The organism is Fulvimarina thalattae, from assembly GCF_040239565.1.
Taxonomy (GTDB): Bacteria; Pseudomonadota; Alphaproteobacteria; order Rhizobiales; family Rhizobiaceae; genus Fulvimarina.
Window position 1 is genome coordinate 13,022 of the sequence record NZ_JBEHWS010000020.1, and the last position, 25,040, is coordinate 38,061.

A 25,040-nucleotide genomic window follows, 5' to 3' on the forward strand; every position below is an offset into this window, starting at 1 on the left:
GCCCGAGGCGCTCGGCGGAGAAGGGTTAAAGGCCGGTCTTGCCGGGGATCCAGTCGGTGCCGGCGAGCGGCACCTGCGCCATCGCGGCGGCCTCGATCGTCAGGGCGCAGAGGTCTTCGGGTTCGAGATTGCGCACATTGTTGTGGCCGCATGCCCGCGCGATCGTTTGGGTCTCCAGCGCGACGACCTTGAGATAGTTCGCGAGCCGCTTGCCGGCGGCGACGGGATCGAGCCGCGTCGCGAGCTGCGGGTCCTGGGTGGTGATTCCGGCGGGATCGTTCCCCTCATGCCAGTCGTCATAGGCCCCGGCGGTCGTGCCGAGTTTGTTGTATTCGCCCTCCCAGCGGGGATCGTTGTCGCCGATCGCGATCAGCGCCGCCGTGCCGATCGAGACCGCATCGGCCCCGAGCGCCAGCGCCTTGGCGACGTCTGCCCCCGAACGGATGCCGCCCGAGACGACGAGCTGCACCTTGCGGTGCATGCCGAGGTCCTGCAACGCCTTCACGGCAGGCCTTATGCACGCGAGGATCGGCTGGCCGACATGCTCGATGAAGACGTCCTGCGTCGCCGCCGTGCCGCCCTGCATGCCGTCGAGGACGACGACGTCGGCCCCGGCCTTCACGGCCAACGCGGTGTCGTAATAGGCGCGCGAGCCGCCGATCTTGATGTAGATCGGCTTTTCCCAGTCGGTGATCTCGCGCAGTTCCTGGATCTTGATCTCCAGATCGTCCGGCCCGGTCCAGTCAGGATGACGGCAGGCCGAGCGCTGGTCGATGCCTTTGGGGAGCGTGCGCATCTCGGCGACGCGATCGGAAATCTTCTGGCCGAGCAGCATGCCTCCGCCGCCGGGCTTGGCACCCTGGCCGATCACGATCTCGATCGCATCGGCCCGGCGCAGGTCCCTCGGGTTCATGCCGTAGCGCGAGGGCAGGTACTGGTAGACGAGCTGGTCGGAATGGCCGCGCTCCTCGTCCGTCATGCCGCCGTCGCCGGTGGTCGTCGAGGTGCCGGCGGCGCTCGCCCCGCGCCCCAGCGCCTCCTTCGCCTGACCGGACAGCGACCCGAAGCTCATGCCGGCGATGGTCACCGGGATCTTCAACTGGATCGGCTTCTTCGCAAAGCGCGTGCCAAGCGTCACCGCCGTGTCGCAGCGCTCCCGGTAGCCCTCCAGCGGATAGCGCGACATGGACGCGCCGAGGAAGAGGAGATCGTCGAAATGGGGAACCTTGCGCTTCGCGCCCGCGCCCCGGATATCGTAGATGCCGGTCGCGGCCGCGCGGCGGATTTCGGCCATCGCGGCATCGTCGAAGGTGGCGGATTTGCGCGGCGGGGTCGGCGGATTGTGATAGGTCATGACGTATAGAAGTCCCCCGCTCAGTAGGCGTCGGCGTTGTCGACGGAGAAGTTGTAGAGCTGGCGCGCCGAGCCGTAGCGCTTGAAGGACTTCGGATCGACGTCCTCCATGCCCGCGCGCTTCAGAAGATCGGCGAGGAGTTCGAGATGTTCGGGGCGCATCTCCTTCTCGATGCAGTCGGCCCCGAGGCTCTTGACGCTGCCCCGCACGAAGAGCTTCGCCTCGTAGATCGAGTCCCCAAGCGCGTCACCCGCATCCCCGCAGACGACCAGCGTCCCGGCCTGTCCCATGAAGGCAGACATGTGGCCGACATTGCCGCCGACGACGATGTCGATCCCCTTCATGGAGATGCCGCAGCGCGAGGCGGCATTGCCCTTGATCACGAGAAGTCCGCCGCGGCCGGTGGCCCCGGCATATTGCGAGGCGTCGCCCTCGATGACGACGGTGCCGGACATCATGTTCTCGGCGACCCCCGGTCCGGCCGAGCCGTGCACGGTAATCGCGGCTTCCGAATTCATGCCGGCGCAGTAGTAGCCGACCGGCCCGCGCACCGCGACGCTGACCGGCGCATCGCAGCCGACGGCGACGGCATGGCTGCCGCGCGGGTTGAGCACTTCGAAATCCATGTGGTTTGCGCCGGGCGCGATCGAATGAAGCGCCTGATTGAGGTCGCGCAGCGGTGTTTCGGCAAGGTCGTAGGCCGGCATGATCGTCTCAGATTCCCTTGAATAACCGTCTCAGGCGGCGAGCTTCTTGGCGGAGGCGGTTTCCTTGCGGTCCCAGAAGTAGACTTCCGCGGGCTCGGGCTCCCAGACCTTCGCATCGTCGATGCCCGGAAGGCCGACGAGGGCGCGGAACTCCGAGCCGAACGCGACGTAGCGGTCGGTCTCGGCCATCACCGCCGGCTTGCAGGCGATCGGATCGCGCAACACGCCGAAGCCGGTCTTGGTGCCGACGACGAAGGTGAAGAAGCCGTCGAGGTCGTCGAGCGCTTCCCTCAGCGCCTCGCCGAGATCGAGGCCCTCGTTCATGCGGCTGGTGAGATAGGCCGCCGCGACCTCGGAATCGTTCTCGGTCTCGAAGGTTATGCCTGCCCGCTTCAGCTCGCGGCGCAGATTGTTGTGGTTGGACAGCGAGCCGTTATGGACGAGGCACTGGTCCATGCCCGTCGAGAAGGGATGCGCGCCGAGCGTCGTGACGGCCGATTCCGTCGCCATGCGGGTGTGCCCGATGCCGTGTGTGCCGCGCATCGCCGCGATGTCGAAGCGCTTCACGACGTCCTTCGGAAGCCCGACCTCCTTGTAGATCTCCATCGTGTCGCCGACGCTCATGAAGCGGATGGTCGAGAGCCTGTCGGAAATCGCCTTGCGCACGATCGGAAGCGTATCGGAGGGCACGTCGAGCACGGCGTGGCTGCTCTTGATGGTGAAACCCGCCTTGCCGCCCGCCGCCGTCTTCGCGATCGCCTCGATATCGCTGAAGTCGCTCGCAGGATCGTCGGACTGGATCGTCAGCTTGGAGCGGCCCGGAACCGGTTCGCCATAAATCGCGATCCCGGCCGAATCCGGCCCACGATCGGTCATCGTAATCAGCATTTCGGAAAGCAGCGCACCGAGTTCGCCCTCGAGCGACCGGTCCTTCAGGAAGAGCCCTACAATTCCGCACATGGTCCGATGTCTCCAAAAGATGGCCTGGCTCCATCTTATGGCAGAAGACCCGAGACCAATCAACTCTCAAGAAAAATTTTTTCTTATGAAGATCGGTTTTACCGGCTCAGGCGCGGTCGGGGCCGCGCAGCCTCAGCCACGGCCCTGCTGCGGATAACAGATGATCGAGAGATAGCGGGCGGGCAGTTCGACGAGCTCTTCCGGCCCGTGCGGCGCGTCGGCATCGAAATAGAAGCTGTCGCCCGGCTGCATCCGGTAGCGCTTGGAGGCGTGGCGATAGATCACCTCGCCCTCCAGCATGTAGAGGAACTCCATCCCCTCGTGCTGGAAGGTCGGGAAGACGTCGCTCTCCGTCGTCAGCGTGATCAGATAGGGCTCCACCGTCACGCCGCTGGTGTTGTTCCCGATATGGCCGAGAAGGTTGTATTGGTGGCCCGCGCGTGTGCCGCGCCGTTCTAGCTCGACACCCTCGCCGGCCTTTACGAAGACCGCGTTGCGCTCCTCCTCGAAGCGGCGGAAGAACGAGGTCAGCGGCACGCCCAGCGCCCGCGACAGCGCCTGCAGCGTCGTCAGCGACGGCGAGATATTGCCATTCTCGATCTTCGACAGCATGCCGAGCGAGACGCCGGTCGCCGAGGCGAGATCGCTCACCGTAATGCCAAGGCTCTTGCGATAGGCACGCACCTCATGGCCGATCGCGGATTCGAGATTGTTCTCCTTGGGCTCGCGCAGCGCGTGAGGGTCCTGCGTCAGCGGCGCTGTCTTGCCGCCGACCTCCCCGTCCTCGTTCTCCACGCCGACCTTCAGGATGCTCTTAGCCATGGGAATTCCTGCGATTGAGTGCTGGCGGGCCGGCAGCCCCTACTCTTTCCGAAAATCAACTGTGAAGAAACTCTTTTCACTTTTAATATTCACAGCCCGCGCGACAGATGGTAGTGACTGGACATATCGCATGTTTGAAGACGGACCCAAATCCCGCCCGAGGCGATACAGCGTCCCGACCGTCCCGGGGCTCCGGTCGAAGGCCGGCGCGCAAGCCGGGTGCGATGCCACGATACCCTTCTCGAACCCCATGGAGACGTCATGCCCGGCCCGACCGTCGAACCCGTCGAAAGCGACGCCGCCCTTCCCGAGAAGGCCGATATCGTCGTCATAGGCGGCGGCATCGTCGGCACGTCGACGGCGCTGGAACTCGCGGAGCGGGGCCATTCGGTCGTCCTTCTGGAAAAGGGTATCATCGCCGGCGAACAGTCGAGCCGCAACTGGGGCTGGGTGCGCATGTCGCGGCGCGATCCCCGCGAGATCCCGTTGATGGCGGAATCAATCCGCATCTGGGAGACACTCGGCGAGCGCGTCGGCGCCGATCTCGGCTACCGGCAATGCGGCATCGTCGTTCCGTTCCACAACCCCGCCTTCAAGCGCGCGAACACCGAATGGCTCGAATATCTGCAAGGAACGCAGATCCGCGTCGGCGCGGTCGAAAGCGACGACATCCGGGCGATGCTGCCGGAGATGAACCTCGACTATGACGGCGGGCTGTTCTCGCCGACCGATGGGCGTGCCGAGCCCCAGCGCGCGGCGCCCGCCATCGCACGGGCGGTCCGCGCCAAGGGCGGCATGATCGTCACCAACTGCGCGGTGCGCCGGATCGATGTTCAGGTGGGCCGCATCGCCGGCGTCGTCACGGAAAAGGGGCGCATCGCAGCGGAGCGCGTCGTCGTCGCGGGCGGGGCCTGGTCGCGGCTTATCCTCCGAGACATCGGCATCACCCTGCCGCAGCTGAAGGTGCTCAACTCCGTCTGCCGCACCGAGCCGGTTCCGGACGGGCCTGAGATCACCGTCAGGGGCCCGGACTTTTCGATGCGCAAGCGCGCGGACGGCGGCTACACGGTCTCGACGCTCGCCTCCAACGTCTTCGACCTGACACCGGACAGCTTCCGCTTCCTGCGCGAGTTCATCCCGGCCGTGAAGATGGAATGGTCGGCCCTCCGCCCGCGCGTCGGCAAGCGCTTCCTCCAGGAATGGCGCGACATGAAGAAGCGCGGCGAGGGCGAGATCTCGCCCTATGAGGAGACGCGCATTCTCGACCCCGAACCCGATATTCGCATGACAGACGCCGCCATCGAGAGGCTGTCGGCCGCCTTCTCCGCCTTCAAGGGCGTAAAGATCGCCCAGCGCTGGGCCGGCCTCATCGATGTGACGCCGGATGCGGTTCCGGTGATCTCGCAGGTCGAGACCATGCCCGGCCTCACCATCGCCACTGGCTTCTCTGGCCACGGCTTCGGCCTCGGCCCCGGCGCAGGCCGCCTCACCGCCGATCTCGCCACAGAAGCAAGGCCGCTCGTCGACCCCCACGCCTTCCGCCTCTCGCGCTTCTCCGACGGCTCGAAGATCATTCCCCTGACGGGCGTCTGACCGCCATGCCGGGCCGCGACGACGATCATGTCCTCCTCGCCGGCCTCGATTTCGGCTCGACGACGAGCTGCATGCTGGTCGCGCGGGCGCGCTGGCATCGCAGCGAGGCGACCGGCCGCATCGCCCTGACCGACCCCGTTACGATCTTTGCCTGCGAGCCGGTGCTGACGCCGTTCGCGGAGGACGGCCAGACGATCGACGAGTGCGCCGCCCGGCGCCTCGTGGACGGCTGGATCGGGCAGTCGGGGATCGATCTCGACGCCATCTTTTCCGGCGGCGTCATCATCACCGGCCTTGCCGCCGAAAAGCGCAATGCCCGCACCCTCGCGGACCTGATCGGCAGGCGCTTCTCCGATATGGTCGTCGCGACGGCCGACGACCCGGAACTGGAATCCTGGCTCGCCTTCATGGGCAGCTGCTCGGACCTCAGCATCAAGGCACTTGGGGAAACCGTCCTCAATCGGCCCTGTCGCAAACTTTCTCCGTTTAACGATTTGATGACCATCATCACCGATTTTCGGGCTCTCACTGACGGGGAGCCTTGCCATGATCCTGAACACGATCGCCGAGAAACTGAAGCGGCGGTCGAAGGTCGACTTCAAGGGGCGGCAGTTCGAGGCCTGGCTGATTATTCAGGCAGTCTCGTGGTATTTGCGCTATCCGCTGAGCTACCGGGATCTGGAGGAAATGTTCGCCGAGCGGGGCTTCGCGGTCGATCACTCCACGATCAATCGTTGGGTCCTGACCTACGCGCCCTTGATCGAGAAGCGGCTGCGCCAGTTCCGCGAACCCCATTGTGGCTCGATCCGGATCGATGAGACCTACGTGAAGGTCCGCGGCCAATGGCGGTATCTGTATCGCGCCATCGACAAGCACGGGAACGCGGTTGATTTCCTGTTGACCGCGAAACGTGATGCCGACGCCGCCAAGCGTTTCTTTCGCAAGATTCTGAAGGACGAACCACTTCTGTCGCCGAAGACGATCGGCACCGATGGCGCCGGCACATTCCCCGGCGCGATCCGGTCTGCCGTCGAGGATCGGCTCCTGACGCCGGATCCGGTTCACCACGTCACGAAACATCTCCAGCAAGGCATCGAGAGCGACCATTTCCGGGTGAAGAAGGCCATGCCGAGGATCGGCGGCTTTCGCTCGTTCAACACGGCCCGGCGAACCATCAAGGGGTTCGAGGCGATGCTTTGGCTGCGAAAAGGCTTTGGCTTCGCCGGCGAGTGGACCGTTCATAGCCAGAACGATCTCGTCGCGCACATCTTCGGGCTTCAAAAAGTTAGCAAAGTCTGAAAGTTTCGGGCCATACTGGGCTTTTGCGACCCGCGCCCAAAGTTGCGACAAGCCCTCCCCTAACGTGCAAGGACCAGCTGGCGTTCGCCGTCCTCGCCATTTCTGACGATCGGAGCGGACATGTCCGGAAACACCGCAGGCATCGACGGGAGATTACCCGTCGAGTCGGTCACCGTCTTGGTGAACTCGCGAATGGCCTCCTGTCCCTTGGTGATCGAATAAAGATTGCACATGGTCCCGCTTCGCGTTCAGCCATCGCTCATATGGCGCGTCAGGACCACGTTTCTAAAAGCGCCTCTTCGTGGGTCTCCATTGGCTCAAGCTTTCCCGATCCATACCATCGAGCGCCGTATAGCGAACATAGCTGGGCTGAGCACCGCACCAAGAGCATCGAAACGGAAGCGTTTCCACGTTAGCGCCCGGCTGGATCACACCGCGAAAGTCCGAGCATCGATACACCACGCGCTTACCGCATCCGCAATGGATGCGGATGCCACGACCGCGCCGAAGTCCTTCGCCAAAATCTCGAATCGTCTGAACCATGACGGCATTCTGCACGAGAACGGATGAGGAACAAATCGCTTTCGTTTCCGGTGTCGCACTGGCATCATTCGGGAAGCCGAATCGATCGCCGGGAGTTCTGATGGGACAGCAGATGCAGGAAAGCGATACCATCGCTGACCCGATCGAGGACGAAGTCGACGAAGCTTTTCGCATGACTGGTGGTGACGCCCGCGCGGCCGTTCGTGGGTTGATCCTCGGTCAAAGACATCTGCAGGAAGAAATCGCTGCGAATGTTTCAGCCGGCTATGTACGACGGAAGCCTCGAAAGCGAAATATTTGATCCACTTTCGGTGGGAGTTCAGCGTTCCCATAAACTACCGCCGAGCGCACAGATTTGTCATCTATGCACATTTCGCTTACGCTCAGCAGCGGACGTTCAGTGATGGCCCGGATCAATGGATCGAGCTACATGCGAATTCAACCACGGGTCGAAGCGATCAGACGGCATATGGTTGATTGCTTTGTTGCCAACAATCGATTTTGCCTCGACGCCGATTGTCGCGATAGGCCGAGAGAAATGGCAGGGTGCTCTTCGCCGAGGGAGTTGTTCTAGCCCCGCTCAGCGTAACGCGGGACGCCTGCCAATCCATCTTTTCATGTTTAGGCGGCGGCCTGTGCCACTTTCCCACTACTTGACCACTGGCCGTACCAGGTTTTGAAAAGCTGAAACTGTGTTTCAACGAATCCGCGCTGAGCCGGCGAAAGCTCATCGGTCTCGTTGAAATGATAGGCGTACTCTTTCTGGCCGTTCAAGACCATGAGATGCTTGTAGTATAAGACAAGATCCGGTCCCTCGTCGAAGGAGGCAAGAACTTGCAGAGCTTCGTCGAGTTCCTTTGCCCGACTGCGTGCCGCCGGGTCGCCGGCTGCAGCCTTTTTGCAAAGATCGACGAGATGCAACACTTCCGTCGGCAACGCATTGCCGAGACCGGTGATCGTTCCCGTAGCGCCGCAATTGACGTAGCCATGGAAGACATTCGTATCGACACCGGCCATCAGCACGATCGTCTCATCGGCCGAAGTGATATGCTCGGCCGCGTAGCGCAAATCTGAAGCACCGCCAAACTCCTTGAAACCAACTAGATTGGAATGCTCGCGCCGAAGTGCAAAAAAGAGGTCGGCCCGCGTCGCAAAGCCATAATAAGGGCTGTTGTAAATCACCGCAGGTAAATCGGGAGCCGCCGAGAGGACAGCTTTGAAGTGATTTTTCTGCGCGGCCTGCGAGACGCCGCGTGACAAGACCCGAGGAATGACCATCAGACCTCTAGCTCCGACCTTCGCCGCATGCTCGGCATGCAAAACGGCTGCCCGGCTGTTCACCGCGCCGGTCCCGACGACGACCGGCACACCGGCTTCGACGAGGGCTTCGACGCCATGCTGGCGATCGGCATCGGTAAGCAATGGCCAGTCACCCATGGAGCCGCAATAGACAACGGCCGACATTCCTTTCGCGACAAGGTTACGCCCGGTCGCGACGAGCGCATTGAAGTCCGGCGTCCGATCCGGCTTGCAAGGGGTCATCAGCGCCGGAATGCATCCGGTGAAAATCGAATTGTTCATGCTTAAAGTCCTCCAGAGATAGAGACAGTCGATGCGGGACCGCAGAGCGGCGGTCTTTGTTCGGAACAGATTTCGCGGCAGCGCCTCTTAGAAGCCCACGATCTGCGATGGCAGCCAAGTGACGAGCGAAGGTATGAGCGCGACGATCAGAAGTGTTGCGACCTGCAGGAGGATGAAAGGAACAACGCCTCGGCACATTTGGCCATAGGTCATGTCGTTCGGCGCGATCGACTTCAGGTAGAAAATGGAGGACGCCATGGGGGGCGTCAGGTAGCTCGTCTGAATCACGATGATGACCATCGTGCCGAACCAGATCGGATCGATGCCGGACGAGCGAATGAAGGGAGTGAAAAGCGGCACGCAGATCAGAACGTTCGCGGTCCAGTCGAGCACGAAGCCAAGCAGGAAGACAATCGCGAGAAAGAAAACGATCATGCCCATTTCTGACAGGCCCGCCTCGTTGACGGCGGAGCGGATGAGGCTTGAGCCGCCGTTCGCTGCGAATGTGCCCATGAACATTGTGCCAGCGGCCACGATCAACAGGATCATCGCCGAAATACGCACGGTGACGTGAAGCGATTCCCGGAGCATGGCTAAGCTGAAGCGGCGATAGGCGATGGCGAGAAACAGAGCGCCGACGGCGCCGACAGCCGCCGCTTCGGTCGGGGAAGCGATGCCGGCAAGGAGGGAGCCGAGGACGGCGACGATAAGCGCAACAACCGGCGCGAGCGAGGTCGCTGTCAGTTTCAGTTTCTCAGCGAGCGGCAGGTCTGGAATAGCCGGCACGTCACAAGAGCCCATTCCGACGGATGCGGCTGTAGATGAGACCGAGCGTTGCCGCAGAGCCCCATCGATGACGATATAGGTGAGAAAAAGGCCAACCATCAGGAGACCGGGAAACATCATACCAGCAAGCAGTTGACCGACAGACATCTGGGCGAGCGAGGCATACATGACGGCGATGACCGAAGGTGGGATCATGGTGCCGAGCGAACCACCGGCGCAAATCGTGCCAGCAATCAAGCTGTTGTCGTAGCGCATTTTTTGCATGGCCGGGATAGCCATCATGCCGATCATCACCTCGACGGCCCCGACGACGCCGGCGGCAGCAGCAAATACCGCACCCATAGCAATGGTCGCGATGGCGAGCCCATTCGGCAGACGTGCCATCCAGAGCTGCATGACCTTGAACAGGCGTTCGGCGATGCCCGATCGCTCTAGGATCGCCCCCATCAGAACGAACATCGGGATCGCTGCCAAAATAAAGTTCGTCGAAGCAGAATAGAACGAACCGTAGAGCTGTGCTGGGGCCAGCATTCCGAACCGTGCGAAACCGGCGACGGCGGCGACAAGGGCGAGCGAGAAGGCGATCGGAATGCCAGCCAGGACGAGCGCGAACAGCGCTGGAAACATAAGAGACGCAACGAGCATGATGGTCAGGTCTCAATCTCGAAATCACCGTCGGAGCGGCCGCCCGCCGCCCGCAGGCCGTGGGCTAGGATCTGAAGGGCAAGCGCAACGAGTCCGAGCGCGATGAAGGCGTAGAAGGGCCACATCAGCGGCGCCCAAGGGCTTACCATCTCGACTTCGCCACTTTGATAGGCGCGAAATGCGCGGTCGATCGCTACATAAGCGAGAGAGGCGAAGAGGGGCGAGAGGCAGAAAAGAAAGATAGCTGCTTCGATCCCCGATCGCAGACGTCTCGGCATCCGTTCGGCCAGGAAATCGATGCGCACATGAGCGTCCTCACGCAAGGCATAGGCGGCGCCAAGAACGAAGAGAATGCCGGTGCACATGTAGGAGATGTCGAAGGCCCAGAGGGTCGGAGCAGCAAAAACATAGCGCGCGACGACCTCGTAGATCATTGCGGCGACGAGAACGAGCGTTATGGCTTCAGCCAGCCGGAAGAGGGCGCGGGAGACGGCGTCAACCAGTTTCAGCATGGAGATCATCGTCGAGTTCTCTCCCATTGCGAGTGGGTGACGAGGTGGACGTCGATGCCGAACTAAAAAAGAAGAAGCCAGTGTGAATACGAAGCCGGAAATGAGACCAGGCAGAATTTCCCACAGCGTCTAAGATCGGTGGCATCATCTGAAGAGGGCGAAGAGCGTTTCACTGGCACTACAGAACGACTGGTCGGGCGGAGATCATGCTCCGCCCGCGATCCGAAGAAGTGCAGATTAATCCTGATTGCGAATAAGATAGCTACTCTCGGCCGCCCAGCTCTTCTCGAATGACATGTAGTCGGCGAGTAGCTCAGCCATCTCAGGCTTTCCTTCGCTCTTGAGCGTCTCAGCCTTTTTTGTGATCCAGTCCACGCCGGCTTCCGACAGCTCCGTGACAAATTCGGGATCGAGCGTGATGATTTCGTTCGGACCCTTGCGATAAGTCTCCAGCGCCTTCACGTCTTCGGCGTAAAAATGGAGCAGCGCCTGCATTGTGGTGAGGTCCGCCGCCTTCTCGATCAGCGGCTTCAGCTCGTCATCAAGAGAGTCCCATGTCTCTTGTTTAAGAACAACCTCCCAAAGGAAGGTCGGCTGATGAACGCCGGGCACGATGATATACTTCGCCGCTTCGTGGAAACCTTCTGGAAGGTTGCCGGAAGGTGGGCCCCATTCGATTAAGTCGACGCCTTTGCGCTGGAGAAGAGTATAGATCTCGCCCGGAGGTACGACAGTCGGGACGGCCCCGAAATAGTCCTTCATCACCTCGGCCCAAGGCCCCGACGTGCGATACTTAAGACCTTTCAGATCCTCTGCTTTACGAACGGCAACATTGGAATGGGCCATGATCTCAGAGGAGCCGATACCGACTACGAGACTTTTGAAGCCTTCGGAGGCACGAAAGTCGTACAGTGCCTCTTTGCCGCCGCCCTCATAGATCCAAGTGATGAAAGCTTCCGGCCCCATACCCCCAGGGAACCCAGAGAAGATCGCGTTCATCGGGTCCTGATTAACGCGGTAGCTGGGTGTCGAGTGACCGGCCTGAACGACGCCGTCGGCAACGCCCTCATAAACCTGAAGCGCGGGAACTAGAACGCCTGCGCCGAATGGCTCGATCGCCACGCGCTTATCTGTCAGAAGCTCGATATTGTCTGCAAAACGCTCAAGGAAATTGACGTAGTAGGGTGAGCCTTCTGGAACCGAGGTCGGTATCTGCCAGGTCACCTCCTGCGCTTCGGCGGACGCTGGTGCGAGAGACAACGCTGCGGCCGAAAGGGACGCGGCTAGCATGGTGGTCTTTAGACCTTTGAGCATGATCTAGTCTTCCTTGCTTGTTGTGTGAAGGCATCGGCTGCGGGCTGCATGGGTGTCGTCTGGCACCGCGACTGATATTGGTCTCCGCTTTGCACTGACCGACCTCCGAGTTTGAGGCGATACATGTCAGCCTAGCGAAGCATCTTCAGTGTGTCTATCAAAAATACAAAAAAAATATTTGAAGTCGAGGCGGCCGAGCTGTCGAATGCGGCGACATGTTTGGTGGCTTCGACGCCTTATGCGGCGACAGTAGATCGAACTTACAACAGCCTCTGCGACTGCGCTCGATCCGAGAGAAACCCTCTCATTAGATGCATTGGGTCAGATTGATTCCAGCGGTTCGGCGACGGTCGGCAGAGATGAAGGTCTGGATCTGACGAACAATCTGATCGGCATGGGCATGTGCGATGCGATCAGCGGCGTCCGCATCTCTGTTGGCGATTGCGGCAACCATAATCCGGTGCTCATCCAGATAGATTTTCGGGAGATCATCATTGAAGGATGAGTAATAGTAGCGCAGCAAACGCCTGCCTTCGTCGAGGAGTTTGCCGAACAAATCAGTATAATAGGCGTTGCGACCCGCCTTCGCGATCGCGAGGTGAAAATCGCGGTTACCCTCTATCATCGCGACAACGTCGCGTCTGGTTGCCGCTTCACCGTATGCGCGTTCGAGCCGCCGAATAACCTCAATATCATTTTCGTCGCGATGTTCAGCGGCAAGCCGCGTCGTAACACGGTACATCAGGGTCAGAGCATCGAAAAATTGGGAAAGTTCGAAGAAGTTGATAGGAGCAACGATCGTGGAACGGTTGGGCAGTGTCACCACCAGCCTCTCGCTCGCCAACCGGATAATGGCTTCGCGGATTGGAGTTCGCGACATACTGAAACGCCGCGTAAGATCGGTCTCATCGATGGGGCTTCCGGGCGCAAGGATAAGTTCCAGAATCTCTTGCTTCAGCGTATCGTAGGCTGTTGCAACGCCTGAGCCACGACGCGGACGCGTCGATCCTTTCCGTTCGTCATTATCTGCGTCATCGGACATAAGGCGCATCCGTTCCAGCATTACCCAATCGCTTTCGCTGCACATAAAGACCTTTGGTATTACTGTCACTGTGTATGGAGCATCGAAGCCACGTCGGCGTTCTGCGAGCGCGAAGTCGAGAAGATCACGGGCTTTTCGTGGCCGGTCTCGAAGGGCGCAGTACGCTTTCTCTAGAATCCACGCTCGCGGCTTGGATCGAAATGGCAGCTTCTGCCCATGCGACGGACGATTGGCTGGCCGATGAGATTGCGGACCTATCAACCCGCTTGTCGAGAGCACGATGGCCGATCGCTGGCTACGACAACTCAATTCCGGTCGGCTGATGAACCCCCATATTAGCTCGAATTAGTCGCAAGCCGAACGGTAGCTTTAAGCTTGCCACAGTTAAAAGCCCACAGTCTCGTTTCGGCCCAATCTTGCCGAAATCGGATCAGCTAAGTCGAATGGTTAGCGAACCAGCACGACCTCGACACCGAGTTCGCTTTCCACATTCTTCCAAGCGCGATCTGCCGTTACCGCAGGCAGGCCGAGTTTGCGAGCCAAGGCGAGGCATGCGCGGTCGCCGTGGCTCAACCCGAGATGAACCGTCGCCGCCCGCATTAGACCGGCTTCTATAGCCAGCTCGCTGTCGAGCGGTCGTATGTCGAGGCGAAGAGCTTCAACCAGTCGAGGAATCGCTTCGACTGGCACGCCCTTGTCGACGCTCTTCGATACCACTTCCTGGAGGTTGATCGCGGAAATCGCAGCATCGCGAAGCCAACGTCTGGCTTGTGCGGCACCCGTCTCCTCATTGAGATCTACAAACACGGCCGAAGTGTCGATGACGCATGACGGCATCAGCCTCGTTCGCCTTCCACAGATTGGCCATCGGACTCCAGGTCATTTTCATTCCGCCGGTCAGCGATGATCTCTCCTGAAATATTAGAACCTGGAGCCACATATTCGCGAAAGATCGATCTGGCCCGATCCAAGGCAGCGTCCGGAGTGGTGAGATGAACTTCGCCACCGACCAATTCCGCCATCAAGTGACCGCCCTTCTGCACGCCGAGCTTCTCGCGCAATGCGACAGGCAGAACTAGACGGCCATTTGGGAGAACATTTACACGGATCATCAGACTGCCCTTTCTCAATAGACGGGGCCTAGAACCTATGTGACTTCTGGTGAATCACTGGTCAACATGCATTGCAGTGACCGAAAGAGTAATATGACCAGTCACCTGTCTTAGTCAAGCATGGTACGCTCACATGTGACCGATTATGCGCACATCTGTGGAGAAAACTCATAATCCAGCTTGATCCGCTTTCGCGCATGCTCGATAAGTATGAGGGCGTTTTCGATCGATTTTTCAGCTCTCTCGTCCGTTGTCTCGCCCATGTCCCGCGTCTTTGCCTATGTCCGTGTGTCCACGGTCGAGCAGACGACGGAGAACCAGTTGGTTGAGATCCGGGCGGCCGGGTTTCAGGTTCAGCCGCGCCGGGTGATCGAGGAGACGGTATCGGGCTCCGTCGCCGCATCCGAGCGGCCGGGGTTTTCGCGGTTGGTCGACCGGCAGGAGGTCTGAAGGAGGGGTTTCGTCACCCCCCCCCCCCGCTTGACCGGCACACCAGGCGATCGCAGTTTCAACACTTGCCTTCGCTAGAGACCTGTTCGGCTGCGATTGAGCGGTTGCCGGATACGAAACTCTTTTCAGTCGAAATGCCGGTAGCAGGTTTGCTGTTTCTTGCTATCGCCATAATTCCGAATTCGATAAAGGTACAACCAGAGCTGACATGTACCGGACCTTCGGCGTTCATAATGCTCACTCTGGGGTTATGAGTGGCCGACGGTATGGACGATGACCCGATGAGCAAAAGCGAGTGAATTGATGGACGGGGACAGAGCGGGCGAAGCCTCCGATTTCGTTCAGGCGGGTCGTGTTCTTCGGGTGGCCTCGCCGCTGGGCGATGATGTTGTTCTTCCCGAGCGGGCGGTCATTCACGAGGGCGTCAACCAGCTGTTCGACATCGCGCTGTCGGTGCGTGCCAAGCGCGGCGACATCAAGCCGGGGGAGCTGATCGGGCGGCGGATCGATGTGCGGCTCGAAATCGTCCAGGGCGGCGATGAGGAAGGCGGCGGCTTCGGCGGTGGCGGCGGTGTCGAGTCGGCGATCCGCCGGCCCTTCAACGCCCTCGTCACCGCGCTGGAGGAAGGCCCGCCGGTAACGCGCGGCCTGCGCTCCTACCGGATGACGCTCAAGCCCGAGATGTGGCTCCTGTCGCGGCGCTCCGATTGCCGGATCTTCATGGACAAGACCTCGCTCGATGTCTGCGAGATGCTGTTTGCCGAGCACGGTCTTGCCGCACCGGATCTCTCCGGCGTCATCGAGACCCCGCCGGTCGAGCATTATTCGGTGCAGTGGAACGAGACCGATCTCGCCTATCTCCTGCGCCGCTTCGAGAACGACGGGCTGTTCTACTGGTTTTCCCACGAAGAAGGCCGCCACACCCTCGTCGTCGCCGATCATCCGAGCGGCTGGCTGAAGCCGTCTGCAGCGGCTGAAGGCGAGCCGCGGATGCGGATCGCGCAAGGGTCGTCGGACGTCAACCATATCGACGACTGGCGGCGGCTTTATTCCTATGTCTCGGGCAAGCGGTCTGGCCGGGACTGGAACTTCGAGACGCCGCAGACGGTGCCGGGGGCCGAGACGCCCTCGCTGGTCGACCTTCCCGACAACACGATCCGCGAGCTCTACGAATATCCCGCCCGGGCGATGGACATCGCCGCCCACGAGCGGATGGAAAAGCTGCGGATGCAGGCCTCGGAGGCCGATCACGACCGGGTGGAGGCGGCGTCGAACATCCGCGTGGTCGAGCCCGGCCGCCGCTTCGAGCCCTATGAGGTGGCCCATCCCGAGCGGGATTACGAGGAACATGTCGTTCTTCGCGCGACGCACTGGATCGTCGACCGCTCCTACGAGACGGCCGGGGACGAGCCGGAATACCGCAACACCTTCGAGGCGATGCCCTCGCGCATTCCGGCAACGCCGCACCGCGAAACCCGCCGCCCGCATGTGGCCGGTGCCCAGGTCGGCATCATCGCGGGTCCTGAGGGCGAAGAGATCCATTGCGACCAGTATGGCCGCGTCAAGCTGTGGTTTCCCTGGGACCGGCGGGCGAAGAAGGACGGCTCCGACACCTGCTGGGTCCGCGTCAGCCAGAACTGGGCCGGCGGCTCCTGGGGCGGGCAAATCATTCCGCGCATTGGCATGGAAGCCATGGTCGCCTTCATCGACGGCAATCCCGACAGGCCGCTGGTGACGAGCCTGGTGCCGAACCCGCAGCAGAAGGTGCCGTATACACTGCCTGCCAACAAGACGCGCTCAATTTTCAAGACCAAGACTCATAAAGGGGTTGGCTATAACGAGTTGCGTTTTGAGGATGAATCCGGGCGCGAAGAAGTATTCATGCACGCCCAGAAAGATATGAATGTTGAGGTTCGCAACGACCGCACGCGGCGGACAGGGAACAATCAGGCCGAGGTGGTGGGAAACGACAAAGCAATCCAAGTTGGCGGAGATCATGACGAGGTAATAGCCGGGAATATGTCCATCGCGGTCGGACAGAACCCGCTCTCAACGCTCATTTCCGAAAAAACGAAGACCTTATTCGATTTTGCCGGATCGATCATGAAGACGTTCAAAATTCCCGACCCGTTCAATTTTGCAAAAGGAAACTTTCAGTTTTTTGTGGAGAAGAACAAGTCAGAAATTGTCAATGGCGCGTCTTCAGAGATCGTTGGCGTTGTAAAATCTACGGTCGTAGGGCACACATTCCAGCAGACGGTTGGCAAAGCAATGAGCCTCATCGTACGAAAGCGTTACGACGTCGACATCGGGAAAATACACAATATTCGGGTCGGGGATCAGTTCACGATCAAGGTCGGCGAAAATTCGATGCTGTCCATGTCCAAGGAAGGCGATATCGTGATTTCCGGCAAAAGGATAAAGCTCATTGCCGATCGCATCGACCAGAACGACTGAACGCCATGTCCGACGCCGGCCGCACGTTCCATGATCTTCGCATTCTTGGGGGACCACCGCCATTCGATGGCGTCGAGGCCAACAAGGATATGCTGCGCAGCGACATTCCTCTGAGCCGGAAGTGGACCTACAATCCGTCGAGCTGGAGCCCGACGGGCTTCAACGCGATGGGCCTGCCGACGGATGGCGAGGTTGCGGAAAGCGACATCGAAGACTTGCGCAATTACGTGCAGGGCCTCGAGGCAAATCACGTCGTGCCGCCTGCGAAGCCCGATGAAAAAACCGAAGAGAAAGAAGATGGGCCGACCAAAGCTTCGGTGAAGGGCCCATCCGGCGAGTGGGGTACGGACGAAGGTGGTGTTCAAGACGAATACAGCACGACCAAGATGCGCGATCTTCGCACTGGTGAGACGACAACCGATAAAAAGCACAAGGTCGACAGTGATTTTTCCGGAAAATGGAAGGAAAAACCGGATGTTACCTTCCTAGAAGGAAAGGCCGAAGCCAAGGTTGACGGGGCAGTCCGTCAGGGCAGCTTTGGCGACGCCGACGATGTGTTTTCAGGCAAGGGGTCCTTTGTCAGTGGCGAGGCCTCGGCAGAGGCTAAAGGCTCTGTCGGAAACAAAGGGATCAAAGGCAGCCTCAAAGCTGCTGCCAAAGGGAGTTTGCTGGAAGGTAGCATCAAGACTAATCAGGATGGCTTCATACGCAGTGAGGCTAGCGGTGCGGTGATGAAGGCAGAGGCAGAGGTATCAACAGAGGTTGTGCTCTCGCCGGATGAACAGACACTAACCGGCAAGGTTGGCGCGAGCGCGAACCTTCTGCAAGGCACGTGGGGCGGGGAATTCTGCTACACGCCGCGGCGCGTTGTTAACCTCGGCGTCAGCTTGTACAATTGGGCTGTCAGCGAGGACTATGAAGGCCTCGACGAGAATTGGGATATTGGCATTTGCGCCGGCGGCGAGCTCAGTGGCGCCGTAGGCGCCCAAGCGAGCGCCGAAGCCAAGGCTCAGAACAAGGGTGGCAAAATGTCGGCCGAGGCTGGCGCGAAGATTGGCCTTGGTTTGGGCGCCGGGGTGAAGGGCAAAGGCAGTGTAATCGGATTGGACAAGGCGAAGGGGCTATTCGGATTTTAATTGGGACTAGTAAGGAGCCTTATGGTGAATAGCAACGCGATCGTGAGACTGAAATCTCTGGCGCTTGGCGTCTTCATTCTACTAATCTCGTATGGATCCTCAATGGCAGATAACCAAACCGAAGCGCTTCTTGCACTTCAAGATCGCGGCAAGGGCGGACAGTCGTTCGCAATCAAAGGGTTTCAGTACCTCGATTTTGAAACAATGAAGCTTGACCGCTTTCAATGGAACAAGACGGGAGAGAAGGTCGAAGATTTCGATTCAGCCGAAGCTTTTACCGAGTTCGACGAAGTTTATGTCGGCTACGATCCGATGAATCGGGACCAGGGTGAGATTCGTCTCTACGCGGCGAAGCTGGTTCCCGAGAAATTGGGCCTCGCGGTCGACTATGGGCGGTTGCTTGCGCGCCAGTGGGGACCTTTGAACTTTGGCGTCAAGCTACGTGACCCATCGTTTGGTGAGGTCATGACGGGCCGGGACAATGTTGACGGCGGGCAGGAGTTTACCCGTCTGTCCGTATTTCGGCGCGGCGCGGAGCTTCTCGTTATCCGCGCCGATGGGCCAGAGGAGAGCTGGCAAAAGTTCGGACCGAAAGTTGCCAGTTTCGTCGGGTCGCTGCACTTTGACCAGGAGATGAATAAAGATCCACTCTTGGCGAATTTCACGACGGAGGAAATCGCAATTGACCGGTCGGCGGGTTCCAAGGGGCAAATCGAGGTGCGAATGCCCACGGCCTGGCGAGCCCTGCCTATCACGAATGACTCTGATCCGAAGGCGGGCATCTACCGATTCTACGTGAACGACGCTGACAAGGGAAAAAGTTCCGGTGTCATGATCTTCTCGATCGATGCTCGTGCGGCGACACGCCAGGTCGAACCGCCGCAGCTCGCACAGACCATGGGTGAAATCCTGCTCGACAACGTGCTGCAGGGCCAGCCCTATCAGTTTCAGCCGATGGGAGAGAACGGTGTTCCAGATCTCGATGGCAAAACGGATGTGAATGGCTACTACCTCTTCAAGGTTGCCTTCCCCGAAATCGACATGCTCGGCGGCGTAAGCGTCCTCCTGACGATGAAAGACCAGCATTGGGTGGGTTATGCGATGGTGTCCGCTTATCCAACTGACCTGTGGCATCAGGCAGCGACGCTGAACCCCACCTTGGTCGAGTATCAGCTGCGAACGGCCGTCGCAGACTACTGGCGAAATGTCGGCGATGCGGCGCGATAACTGGCAGGTGAGAGGCGGCGATCCCCATAATAAGATTAAGGTGAAATCATGAACGAGATACCCAGTCGCCGGACGTTCCAAGCGGCTTCTCCCGACGCGTGGTCGAAACTGATGGTATTGGCCGACATGATCGAGATCGATGCCGTCTCCGGCGCTCTTACCATCCAGAACGGCAAGTCGCGGGCAATTCTTCACCCGGACGGGACGATCCGCATCGAGGGCACGCGGATCGTCCAGTCGGCCGAGCGAAACATCGCGCTCGATGCCGCTTCCATCGATCTGAACTGAGCAGGCGATGTGGGCCGTCGACAACACGACGCCTTTTGCGGCCGAGGGGTATTTCGTCCGCGACCGCGAGGGTCTGGAGAACTGGGTCGTCGCCCTACGTGCCTCTTTCGACATCCGCGCTGATGGGCTCGTTTCGATGCGTGAGACTCAGCCGCCCGTGCGCCTTGCTCCGCAATATGAGGGTGACGGGAGCGAGGTCCTCCTCGCCGAGGCGGAGATATGTCCGTTTCGCCCGAGGGTCGATTTCATCGTGGCTGGAACCGCCTGTCGGCCCGATATGAAGGCCGGTCGCGAGCTGGAGGTACTCGTCGATGTTGCGGGTCGCCAGAAGCGGGCGCGCGTTTCTGGGCCTCGCCGGCTGCGCGCGGTAAAGCGGCGCCGGCCCGAAATCGAGGCGGCCGAGCCCTTCGAAAGCCTGGCGCTCAGCTGGCGCCACAGCCTGGGGGGACGTGATCCCATCCTCGGCGACGAGGCGACGGCGTTCAACGACGACAACCCGGCGGGGCGAGGCTGGACGACGCGCTGGGAGGATCTGCCCGCCGGCGCCGAATTGGACCTGCCGCAGATCGAGGATACGGCAGCGCCTGTGGCAATAGGAAAACCGTTGCCTGTCCCGTTCGGCTTCGGTGCCATTCAGCCGCACTGGCGCCCGCGCCGCAAATTTGCCGGCACCTATGACGACGCCTGGCGCACGAACCGGCAGCCGCTTTTGCCGGACGATTTCGACAATGCCTTCTACCAATCGGCTCCAGCCGACCAGATCTTCGACCTGAGAGGCGGCGAGCCGGTTAGGGTGGTCAATCTCAGCCCCCATGGCGAACTTGCATTCCGCCTGCCACAGGCGATCTTCGAGGCACGCACACAGCTCGGGCGTGAGCGGATCGACACACGATTTCGGCTGATCGGCGTCCATCTTGATACGGCTGCAAGCACGGTCGAAATGATCTGGAATACGGTCGTACCCTGCCACGGCCGCGACATGGACGTCGACCGCAGCACTGTACGACTTCGCCAGATCGCCGGTGTGTCGCGATCATGAGCGAGGGGCCGGGAATCTTCGGCGTCGGGCTGTGCTGCTCGCTCGGACAAAGCTTTGAGACGGCAAGCGCCGCCTATCGCGCCGGGGAACGGGAGTTCGTCAAGACGGACAAGCTGGTCGGCCCGGACGGTCTGCCGCTGCGAACCGCGCCCGTGTTTTCGGTGCACGAGATCCACAACTACGAGGAGCGGCTGAAGCGACTGTTTGCCACTGCTTTCGCTGACCTCGGAAAGCAGGTCCCCATAGGCGGCATGCCCAGCCCGTTGCGCCTTCTCGTACCGGGCTGGCTCACGGGCAATCCAATTCTTGAGCGCTTCGTCACCTGGATCGCCGAAACATACGGTTCGCACATCGCCAGCGTCAAACTCGTTTCGTCAAGGGATGCGATGGCGACCGTTGAGCTCGCACGCAGCCTTGTCGAGCTGCACGCGAGCCAGACCAGAGCGGGCTATTTTGCGGCCATCGATAGCTTCATGCATGCCGAACTGCTCGACAGTTTGGCTCTCAACGATCGCCTTTTAACGCGCGAGCAGCCTCACGGAGTGATCCCGTCGGAGGCGGCCGTCGTGTTTTTTCTCGCATCGGATCCTTCCGCAGCCGGCGGTGCCGCCCCCCTTGGCCGTGTCGTCTCGGCACGGCCCGGCCGCGAGACCGACGCCATCCGGCGGCCGACCGGCCTTCTTGGCCGGCATCTCGCCAAGGGGGTTGCCGCTGCGCTCGCCGATGGAGCGCCAGACCGCCTGATGATCGATTTGAACGGCGAGCGGTGGCGCTCGGAGGAATGGGCCGTCGTCTTCGCCGCTGCTCCAGTCCTGCCCGACCATATGGAGGCCGATTTCGAGACTCCACCCCTGACCCTTGGCTATTGCGGCGCCGCAACTGGCGCGGTGATGGCGGCGCTCGCTTTGACCGATGCACCACCGCCCCGCGGCTTGGACCGCGCAGCCACAGACAGCCCGCCAAAAGTGGCAACCACCCTGACCTTGATTTCCACCAGTCAGTTCGACGGACCCAGGGCTGTTGCGCTGATCGAGCGGATCCGACCACACGCCGCGCAAGGAGATGACGCGAGATGAAGGAAACCGTCGCGATCAACGGCCTGACGCTCTGCCATAAGCATTCGGACGGCTGGGTGCGCTCGACCATGCCGGATGTGTGCAAGGCACCTGATAAGCCGGTGCCCTTCACCAACGTCGCCTTTGCCAAGGATCTCGCCAAGGGAACGACCACCGTCTTTTCCCACGGCGGAGCGATGAACGGTGTCAAGGGGTCGGAATTCTACAAATCGATCGGTGACGAACCGGGCGTCGGCGGCGGCGTCAAGTCAGGCGTGAACCTCCACCGCGCGACCTTCCTCTCCTGGTCGCCCAACGTCTTCATGGAAGGGCGACCTGTCACCCGCCTCACCGATAAGATGCTGCTCAATAAGGGCAATACGATCTCGGCGGGCGGGTATTTTACAGGTGCGCTTACAGGAGCTAGCGCGGCAACCGCCAATTTTCTTTGCAGTCTCGCCTGCGATTGCAAGGCAGAAAAGCAGAGTTGTGTCGACGCGGCAATCAAGACGATGCCGAAGACACCGCAAAACGGCTATTATTCGGAAGTCACTTTCACTCCGATGGGCCAGATGTACCGAAATGATGATCATTCGCCGATGACGCGAATGGGCGTTCCCGGATCGAGGCTCGACATCACTCGGGTGGTAAACGGTCAGCCCGATGAGTTTGTCGAAATGAAATTCAAAGGTGACCGACCGCGACGGGGGCAACTTCAACGATATGGAAGTATCGCAGCTTCCTATGACAAAACATTACAGCTTATTACAGTTGAAAAAGACTGTCAGTGTAGCGACAACGATCATCGAACTGAAACTCAAAACGTGACAGTGCCGCAGAATGAAGGAATGTCGTTGGGAGCCAAAGTGGTTATCGGCGGTGCCGTCGTATTGGGGACGATTGCAGTGATCGCCTGCGTGATCGTCGAACCTTGCGGCGCGCTCGGGGCGGGCAGTGCTGCCGCCGGCGGGTTGGGGGCGGCAGCCCTAGCGGGCGCGCAATGAGCGACAATCGTCAGACGCCTCCGACGGAGAGTGAGTCCAAGGCGGCGATTGCCGCACTGGATGCTTTGGCGATCGCAGACAAGCGGGGTTTCATCGAGGCTCGCCTCGGATTCGCGGTGAACCTGTTCTTTCCAGACGGCGATAAGCCGGCAGTACGCTTGGCGCTGTGCTCGGTCTTGCGCAATTATTATGAAATATTCGGTGATCAGTTGACCCATTACCAGAAGGTCGACGCCGATCGACTAACGCGGATCAAAGGGCCCGAATATCTCGACTACTATGAAGAACAGGCGCGTATTTTTTCGACCGACGAGCCTTTCGATGCGGTGATCTATGGATATCCAAACGGTTTGGAGGTCGACGAACCCTCAGCGATCAGCATGGCGTTCACGGCGACCAGTCCAAACCCGCTTATGCCGCTAGGCGTTTCCAGCCTTAGCGTTTATTTCCCTGCCAGCACAATTGTGGACCGTGGTTACGATTTCCTGATTGAACGCACCATGGCATGGGCGCAGCAGGCAAAGGCTATTCATGGCACGGCCGGCCTCAGCGTTCTGCTTGACCATGGAATCGGTGGCTTAGGCGGAGCGAGCCAGACTGTGTTGCCTTTTCTAAAACGCTTTCCCGGCCTGGATTATTCCGATCTCGGGCGGTTTACCGTCGAATCGAGGAGTGGCGACGGCCGCAAGATCATGTCGATCAACTGGCTGACCGTGCTGGCGGACGAAGTCATGGGCCCCATGGGGGGCAAAGAAAGGCTTGCCGAAGTGCTCGGGCCGAGTTGCCCAATTCATGACTATAACGGTGGCATCGTCATTCAGGCCGGCTCCGAGCCTCAACTCGGCGATATCAATCGTGGGCTGGTGCTCGACGACTATCGACGCGTATCGCAAGCGCTTGCGTCCATTCGTTTTGAAGATTACCCGCGCGGTCTCTTCATTTTGGGTGAGCCCTTTGACCCGCTTGACGAAACTCTGAAGTGGATTCGCCGTTTCGATTGATCCGAAGTCAGCTCTCAACGGGCTGAGCTCGTGCCGCAAGCATTCGACACCGGATGTGTGCAAGGCGCCGGGCAAGCTGGTGCCCTTCACCAATGTCGCCTTCGCCAAGGATCTCGCCAAGGGAACGACCACCGTCTTTTCCCACGGCGGAGCGATGAACGGCGTCAAGGGGTCGGAATTCTACAAATCGATCGGTGACGAACCGGGCGTCGGCGGCGGCGTCAAGTCAGGCGTGAACCTCCACCGCGCGACCTTCCTCTCCTGGTCGCCCAACGTCTTCATGGAAGGGCGACTGAATAGCCCCTAGATTTGTGGACGCCCTCGGGTTACGTTTCCTGCTGCCGTTCGAACTGAACGGGTGACAGCATCCCGTTCCTGACGTGCTTGCGCTTCGGGTTGTAGAACATTTCGATGTAATCGAACACGTCCTGCCTTGCCTCCTCGCGTGTTCGATAGGTCCTTCGCCGTATCCGCTCGCGCTTGAGGAGATTGAAGAAGCTTTCGGCCACGGCGTTATCGTGACAGTTGCCACGACGGCTCATCGAGTGCTCGAGATTGTGGTGCTTCAGGAACGTTGCCCAGTCCATGCTGGTGAACTGGGAGCCCTGGTCGGAATGGATCAGGACCGTGTTCTTCGGCTTTCGACGCCAGACCGCCATGAGCAATGCCTGCAGCACGACGTCGGTCGTCTGCCGGCTCTGCATCGACCAGCCGATAACGCGGCGGGAAAACAGGTCGATCACCACGGCCAGATAGGCAAAGCCCTCTCGGGTCCGGATGTAGGTGATGTCTGTCACCCACGCCCTGTCCGGCGCATCGACATCGAACTGCCGGGCAAGGGTGTTGTCGACCACGACCGACGGCTTGCCGCCATAGGAGCCGGGCCGACGCTTGTAGCCGATCTGCGCCTTGATCCCGGCTATCCTGGCGAGACGAGCAATGCGGTTGGCGCAACTGGTCTCGCCCTGATCAAGGAGATCGTCATGCAGTTGGACACCTCCGGAAACCCGATGATTTCCGTTTGGTAGGCGGATTTGGTTCCCTCTTGCCCCAATCGGCTGTTCTCTGATGCCAATTCCGGGCCGAACGGCGTGCTCTACCGCCGTTTCTGGC

The 25,040-nt window shown here is 60.2% G+C and carries 25 protein-coding genes and 2 pseudogenes; 14 read left to right on the forward strand and 13 right to left on the reverse strand.

Annotated features, from left to right (window positions below):
• Positions 1-25 precede the first annotated feature (25 nt).
• The 4 genes from ABRA89_RS18170 to ABRA89_RS18185 all read right to left on the reverse strand — a co-directional run bounded on the left by ABRA89_RS18170 (position 26) and on the right by ABRA89_RS18185 (position 3,843).
• Positions 26-1,354 (reverse strand): FMN-binding glutamate synthase family protein, encoded by a 1,329-nt coding sequence (locus tag ABRA89_RS18170; RefSeq protein WP_349942914.1) that lies wholly within the window; start codon positions 1,352-1,354, stop codon positions 26-28.
• Positions 1,355-1,374: 20 nt separating this feature from the next.
• Positions 1,375-2,061, reverse strand: a complete 687-nt coding sequence (locus ABRA89_RS18175; RefSeq protein ID WP_349942915.1) for a GXGXG domain-containing protein — start codon at positions 2,059-2,061, stop codon at positions 1,375-1,377.
• Positions 2,062-2,091: 30 nt separating this feature from the next.
• A complete protein-coding gene (locus ABRA89_RS18180) occupies positions 2,092-3,021 on the reverse strand; it encodes a class II glutamine amidotransferase (protein WP_349942916.1) in 930 nt (309 codons plus the stop codon).
• A 132-nt stretch (positions 3,022-3,153) separates the two neighbouring features.
• Positions 3,154-3,843: a helix-turn-helix domain-containing protein gene (locus ABRA89_RS18185; RefSeq protein WP_349942917.1), complete on the reverse strand. Its 690-nt coding sequence runs from the start codon at positions 3,841-3,843 to the stop codon at positions 3,154-3,156.
• Positions 3,844-4,104: 261 nt separating this feature from the next.
• Here ABRA89_RS18185 and ABRA89_RS18190 point away from each other — a divergent pair, with 261 nt between their 5' ends.
• The 3 genes and pseudogenes from ABRA89_RS18190 (at position 4,105) to ABRA89_RS18200 (ending at position 6,735) form a co-directional block, all read left to right on the forward strand.
• Positions 4,105-5,436, forward strand: a complete 1,332-nt coding sequence (locus tag ABRA89_RS18190) for an NAD(P)/FAD-dependent oxidoreductase (RefSeq protein ID WP_349942918.1) — start codon at positions 4,105-4,107, stop codon at positions 5,434-5,436.
• Between the two features lie 71 nt (positions 5,437-5,507).
• Positions 5,508-5,837, forward strand: a pseudogene (locus ABRA89_RS18195) (ethanolamine ammonia-lyase reactivating factor EutA); the annotation flags it as partial.
• Positions 5,838-5,982: 145 nt separating this feature from the next.
• Positions 5,983-6,735, forward strand: a complete 753-nt coding sequence (locus ABRA89_RS18200; RefSeq protein WP_349942919.1) for an IS6 family transposase — start codon at positions 5,983-5,985, stop codon at positions 6,733-6,735.
• A gap of 59 nt (positions 6,736-6,794) precedes the next feature.
• On the opposite strand, the gene ABRA89_RS18205 is transcribed toward ABRA89_RS18200, so the two are convergent.
• The gene (locus ABRA89_RS18205; RefSeq protein ID WP_349942920.1) at positions 6,795-6,968 is read right to left on the reverse strand and encodes an SOS response-associated peptidase family protein; all 174 of its coding nucleotides are present in this window, start codon (positions 6,966-6,968) and stop codon (positions 6,795-6,797) included.
• A 308-nt stretch (positions 6,969-7,276) separates the two neighbouring features.
• On the opposite strand from ABRA89_RS18205, the gene ABRA89_RS18210 reads away from it, so the two are divergent.
• The gene (locus ABRA89_RS18210; protein WP_349942921.1) at positions 7,277-7,579 is read left to right on the forward strand and encodes a hypothetical protein; all 303 of its coding nucleotides are present in this window, start codon (positions 7,277-7,279) and stop codon (positions 7,577-7,579) included.
• 320 nt (positions 7,580-7,899) lie between these two features.
• On the opposite strand, the gene ABRA89_RS18215 is transcribed toward ABRA89_RS18210, so the two are convergent.
• The 7 genes from ABRA89_RS18215 to ABRA89_RS18245 form a co-directional block, all read right to left on the reverse strand.
• Positions 7,900-8,859 carry a dihydrodipicolinate synthase family protein gene (locus tag ABRA89_RS18215; RefSeq protein WP_349942922.1) on the reverse strand — a complete coding sequence of 320 codons (960 nt, stop codon included), beginning with the start codon at positions 8,857-8,859 and terminating at the stop codon, positions 7,900-7,902.
• A gap of 87 nt (positions 8,860-8,946) precedes the next feature.
• Entirely contained in the window at positions 8,947-10,290 is a 1,344-nt protein-coding gene (locus ABRA89_RS18220) for a TRAP transporter large permease (RefSeq protein WP_349942923.1), read from the reverse strand.
• A gap of 5 nt (positions 10,291-10,295) precedes the next feature.
• Positions 10,296-10,802: a TRAP transporter small permease subunit gene (locus ABRA89_RS18225; protein ID WP_349942924.1), complete on the reverse strand. Its 507-nt coding sequence runs from the start codon at positions 10,800-10,802 to the stop codon at positions 10,296-10,298.
• Positions 10,803-11,039: 237 nt separating this feature from the next.
• Positions 11,040-12,116 (reverse strand): TRAP transporter substrate-binding protein DctP, encoded by a 1,077-nt coding sequence (gene dctP / locus ABRA89_RS18230; protein ID WP_349942925.1) that lies wholly within the window; start codon positions 12,114-12,116, stop codon positions 11,040-11,042.
• 307 nt (positions 12,117-12,423) lie between these two features.
• On the reverse strand, positions 12,424-13,158 hold the full coding sequence (locus ABRA89_RS18235; RefSeq protein WP_349942926.1) for a GntR family transcriptional regulator: 735 nt from the start codon (positions 13,156-13,158) through the stop codon (positions 12,424-12,426).
• 447 nt (positions 13,159-13,605) lie between these two features.
• On the reverse strand, positions 13,606-13,995 hold the full coding sequence (locus ABRA89_RS18240; RefSeq protein ID WP_349942927.1) for a PIN domain-containing protein: 390 nt from the start codon (positions 13,993-13,995) through the stop codon (positions 13,606-13,608).
• Positions 13,995-14,270 (reverse strand): AbrB/MazE/SpoVT family DNA-binding domain-containing protein, encoded by a 276-nt coding sequence (locus tag ABRA89_RS18245; RefSeq protein WP_349942928.1) that lies wholly within the window; start codon positions 14,268-14,270, stop codon positions 13,995-13,997. The genes ABRA89_RS18240 and ABRA89_RS18245 overlap by 1 nt, the downstream gene beginning before the upstream one ends.
• A 261-nt stretch (positions 14,271-14,531) precedes the next feature.
• Here ABRA89_RS18245 and ABRA89_RS18250 point away from each other — a divergent pair.
• The 10 genes and pseudogenes from ABRA89_RS18250 to ABRA89_RS18295 form a co-directional block, all read left to right on the forward strand.
• Positions 14,532-14,714 (forward strand): annotated as a pseudogene (locus ABRA89_RS18250) (recombinase family protein); the annotation flags it as partial.
• Between the two features lie 309 nt (positions 14,715-15,023).
• The gene (locus ABRA89_RS18255) at positions 15,024-17,177 is read left to right on the forward strand and encodes a type VI secretion system Vgr family protein (RefSeq protein ID WP_349942929.1); all 2,154 of its coding nucleotides are present in this window, start codon (positions 15,024-15,026) and stop codon (positions 17,175-17,177) included.
• A 5-nt stretch (positions 17,178-17,182) separates the two neighbouring features.
• Positions 17,183-18,313 (forward strand): hypothetical protein, encoded by a 1,131-nt coding sequence (locus tag ABRA89_RS18260; RefSeq protein WP_349942930.1) that lies wholly within the window; start codon positions 17,183-17,185, stop codon positions 18,311-18,313.
• A 102-nt stretch (positions 18,314-18,415) separates the two neighbouring features.
• Positions 18,416-19,540, forward strand: a complete 1,125-nt coding sequence (locus ABRA89_RS18265; RefSeq protein WP_349942931.1) for a hypothetical protein — start codon at positions 18,416-18,418, stop codon at positions 19,538-19,540.
• Positions 19,541-19,588: 48 nt separating this feature from the next.
• On the forward strand, positions 19,589-19,828 hold the full coding sequence (locus ABRA89_RS18270; protein ID WP_349942932.1) for a hypothetical protein: 240 nt from the start codon (positions 19,589-19,591) through the stop codon (positions 19,826-19,828).
• Between the two features lie 7 nt (positions 19,829-19,835).
• Entirely contained in the window at positions 19,836-20,867 is a 1,032-nt protein-coding gene (locus ABRA89_RS18275) for a DUF2169 family type VI secretion system accessory protein (protein ID WP_349942933.1), read from the forward strand.
• Complete coding sequence (locus ABRA89_RS18280; RefSeq protein WP_349942934.1) at positions 20,864-21,943, forward strand: hypothetical protein; 1,080 nt, start codon at positions 20,864-20,866, stop codon at positions 21,941-21,943. Before ABRA89_RS18275 ends, ABRA89_RS18280 begins: the two co-directional genes overlap by 4 nt.
• A complete protein-coding gene (locus tag ABRA89_RS18285; protein ID WP_349942935.1) occupies positions 21,940-22,926 on the forward strand; it encodes a DUF4150 domain-containing protein in 987 nt (328 codons plus the stop codon). Before ABRA89_RS18280 ends, ABRA89_RS18285 begins: the two co-directional genes overlap by 4 nt.
• Complete coding sequence (locus ABRA89_RS18290; RefSeq protein WP_349942936.1) at positions 22,923-23,927, forward strand: type VI immunity family protein; 1,005 nt, start codon at positions 22,923-22,925, stop codon at positions 23,925-23,927. Before ABRA89_RS18285 ends, ABRA89_RS18290 begins: the two co-directional genes overlap by 4 nt.
• Positions 23,928-23,982: 55 nt before the next feature.
• Positions 23,983-24,234 carry a PAAR-like domain-containing protein gene (locus ABRA89_RS18295; protein ID WP_349942937.1) on the forward strand — a complete coding sequence of 84 codons (252 nt, stop codon included), beginning with the start codon at positions 23,983-23,985 and terminating at the stop codon, positions 24,232-24,234.
• A 19-nt stretch (positions 24,235-24,253) separates the two neighbouring features.
• Here ABRA89_RS18295 and ABRA89_RS18300 read toward each other — a convergent pair.
• Positions 24,254-25,040, reverse strand: a 787-nt coding sequence (locus ABRA89_RS18300; protein WP_349942938.1) for an IS3 family transposase, incomplete at its 5' end; no start/stop codon positions are given.